This window comes from Salifodinibacter halophilus (genome assembly GCA_012999515.1).
GTDB lineage: Bacteria > Pseudomonadota > Gammaproteobacteria > Nevskiales > Salinisphaeraceae > Salifodinibacter > Salifodinibacter halophilus.
Genome location: JABEEB010000746.1, coordinates 1 through 235, shown reverse-complemented (window position 1 = coordinate 235; position 235 = coordinate 1). Strand labels below are relative to the sequence as shown.

Here is a 235-nt window from a genome sequence, read left to right as displayed (position 1 = left end):
CTGCAGGGTGTGGATTTCGGCGTCGATGTCGACCGCCGGACCGCTGCTGGCATGGCGCAGCTCCTGGATCTTGGTTTCCAGGTCGGCGATGGGCTGCTCGAAGTCGAGGTAGTTCGGGTTCATGCGTGGGCCATGGGCCGAGGAAGGGCACAGTCTAGCTCAGGCGGCCGGACCGTACCGATAGGCACGGGGCGGGTACGGAAACTGAGAAGTGAGCGGAGATGCGCGGGCAACC

General features: G+C 65.1%; 1 protein-coding gene. It reads right to left on the bottom strand.

Features of this window, described 5'->3' with window-relative positions; genetic code table 11:
- Positions 1-123: acetyl-CoA carboxylase carboxyl transferase subunit alpha (locus HKX41_13560; protein NNC25160.1), on the bottom strand; the 123-nt coding region annotated here is incomplete at its 3' end.
- Positions 124-235 lie beyond the last annotated feature (112 nt).